This is a genomic window from Allobosea sp. P4_C6 (genome assembly GCF_056402015.1).
Map to the genome: position 1 here is coordinate 1 of NZ_JBFUIF010000208.1, position 1,992 is coordinate 1,992.

The following is a 1,992-nucleotide window of genomic DNA, read 5'->3' on the forward strand; positions in this document are numbered from 1 at the left end:
CCGTTCGGTCTGGATGGATGTAAAGGTAGCACCCGACGCCCGGCGCCTTCAGGCGGACCACGCGGCAGACGTGGCGGTAGTCGGCGCAGGCATCGCGGGCCTGTCCATCGCTTATGAACTTGCAGTGCGCGGTCTATCCGTCGTCGTGCTTGATCGAGGTGCGATCGCCGGCGGCATGACATCCCGCACCACTGCCCATCTTGCGCCCATTTGCGACGATTCCCTGAGCGAGTTGCTATCGATGCGCGGGCAGGAGCTGGCGAAGGGATTTCACGCAAGCCAGAGTGCCGCCGTTGATCGGATCGAGTCTATCCAAAAAGAGCTTCAGATAGACTGCGAGTTTAGGCGTCTCGACGGAATCCTTTTCCTGGATCCGGAAAGCGACGAGAGCGTCCTCGACGACGAGGTTTCCGCGGCGATGGACATCGGGGTCACCGTCGAACGCGGAAAAGGTCTGCCCTTGCGGACACTCGACGAGCGCCCGTTCCTACGCTACCCGGCTCAGGCGACTTTTCATCCGCTTAAGTATCTCCGAGGCGTGGCGGATGCGCTCACCAAGAAAGGCGCGCGCCTCCATGCCAACACCGCAGTTATCGAGGTGAAGGAGGGGGATGACCACGTCGAGCTAAAGTTGGAGTCAGGTCACACTGTGACGGTCGGGCATGCCGTTATTGCGACGAATTCTCCCATCCATGATCTCGTCGCCCTTCACACCAAGCAGGCGCCCTATCGGACCTACGCCATGGGCTTCGAAATCGAGGCGGGGAAGCTGAACGACGCGCTCTACTGGGATACGCAAGATCCCTATCACTATGTCCGCCTGACGCCTGGCGAAGACGGCAAGGACATCCTCATCGTCGGTGGCGAGGATCACAAGACGGGCGAGGCTGACGATGCCGATGCGCGTTTCGCCGCCCTCACCTCCTGGATCAAGACCCTCGTCCCGGATCTCGGTCCGGAACGCTATCGCTGGTCGGGGCAGGTCATGGATACGCTCGATTATTGCGGCTTCATCGGACGCGAGGCCGGCAGCGAACGTGTCCTGGTCTCCGCYGGCGACTCCGGGCAAGGCATCACCCACGGCGTGGTTGCCGGCCTGCTCATTCCCGACCTCATTCTCGGGCGAGAGAATTATTTGACCGCAGTCTACGAYCCCAACCGGAAGCCTCTTAAGGCCGCGACGACTTATGTCAGCGAGAACATTACAGCGGTGAAAAATTTCGCCGAGTACCTCGCTCCCGGCGAGCTGACCTCCATCGACGAGCTCAAGCCTGGTCAAGGCGCGATCGTGAGGCGCGGCCTGAGCAAAATCGCCGCCTACCGGACCGAGAAGGGCGAGGTCATCGAGAAGTTGGCGGTCTGTACGCACCTTGGCTGCCACCTTCATTGGAACTCGTTCGAAGTCTGCTGGGATTGCCCTTGCCACGGATCGCATTTCTCTCCGGACGGGAGCGTATTGAACGCCCCGGCTATCGGACCGCTCTCGGATGTTGATGAATAGTCATGATTATCATATCTCGCTCGGAACCAATGTCTTGGCCAGCAGAGAGTTATATGACGCCGTGCTCGAGTGTGTTTGCTTTCTCAGCCTAACGGAAAACGCATACCCCACAGATTTTGGCGTATCGAGTCTGCTGGTCAGCTTGGAAACGGGCGCCAACGGCGAGCGGGCGAGCGCAGGAAACAGCGTCCATATCGCTTTCGGCTCAGGGTGGCTGAAGGTGGGTTGTTCCTTATTTGTGCTTGATCCGGGCGGAAACAAGATCGAGGCGGTCACGCGTCACGGCAAATGAACCGACGCTGCTATTAGAACCACACCATATTTCATTCGGGAGTTTACAATGAACACGGCCAACTTGCAGCTTGAAGGCCTAATGCTCTCTGTCGCCGCCCTGTTTGAGGAACTGAAGCGAAAAGGAGTGCTTGCCGCTTCTGAGATAGAGGCGGCGCTTGCTCGCGCTGAAAACGGTGCGTCCGAGAGGACCACGGAAC

2 protein-coding genes are annotated in these 1,992 nt (G+C 59.2%); both read left to right on the forward strand.

Features of this window, described 5'->3' with window-relative positions; all coding sequences use genetic code 11:
• A partial coding sequence (locus AC1DVA_RS27980; RefSeq protein WP_476808065.1) for an FAD-dependent oxidoreductase occupies positions 1-1,501 on the forward strand: 1,501 nt, incomplete at its 5' end.
• Complete coding sequence (locus AC1DVA_RS27985) at positions 1,494-1,793, forward strand: VOC family protein (protein ID WP_476808066.1); 300 nt, start codon at positions 1,494-1,496, stop codon at positions 1,791-1,793. The genes AC1DVA_RS27980 and AC1DVA_RS27985, both read left to right, overlap by 8 nt.
• The last annotated feature ends 199 nt before the right edge of the window (positions 1,794-1,992 follow it).

Bases quoted from the DNA above. Each gene is read 5' to 3' on its own strand.
- AC1DVA_RS27985 (WP_476808066.1), top strand. From the start codon at position 1,494: ATGAATAGTCATGATTATCATATCTCGCTCGGAACCAATGTCTTGGCC.